The organism is Aeromonas finlandensis, from assembly GCF_000764645.1.
Lineage (GTDB): Bacteria > Pseudomonadota > Gammaproteobacteria > Enterobacterales > Aeromonadaceae > Aeromonas > Aeromonas finlandensis.
The window spans coordinates 1-600 of sequence record NZ_JRGK01000236.1; the positions used below are offsets into that span (position 1 = coordinate 1).

The 600-nt window shown below is 36.3% G+C and carries 1 protein-coding gene; it reads right to left on the reverse strand.

The annotated features are described in order from the left end of the window. The coding region (locus LD28_RS23440) for a hypothetical protein (RefSeq protein WP_033137382.1) at window positions 1–600 on the reverse strand (600 nt) is incomplete at both ends.

Below are 600 nucleotides of genomic sequence, written 5' to 3' on the forward strand. Positions count from 1 at the left end.
CTTTAGTTTTATATAGACAGCAGTCTGGCCAGCGGCGCGATATGCTGAAATCATGCGGATAATTAACGGATTATCCATTAATACATTTTGTTCTACATGGGTGATCATATAATGATGTATTTTCATGTTGATCGGGCTGTTGCTGCTGTTGCCAGCGTTCCGCTCATAACTGCCTATGCTATCTAGTTTGAATAATATATTTTTTTCTTTATCCAATCCTGTGATGGCCGCAAAAATCATGTTGCTGTTTTGGTTATGGATAACCCTGCGCTGTTGATCCGTCTCTACAAAGTATGCATCTGGACTGCATTCGCTATAAAAATATACTTTCACCTGTTTTTCGTCAACATTCGATAGGTCACTGATTGCCATATTCTGAATGTGTTTTACCAAGTCTGTTGTGATGCAGTCAATCTGACTCTGAAGAGGTTTGTTATTTTTGATTAGATAAACACGATTGGCTGTATATTTTTTCTCTTGATCCATAAAAGCATAAGATATCGCTTGCTCTCCAATTAACAGTGACAAGTGACCATCTTTTTCATTAATTGATTTTGACAGTTTTTGTAAGGTCTCTTTGATAATAATATTTTCATCTTG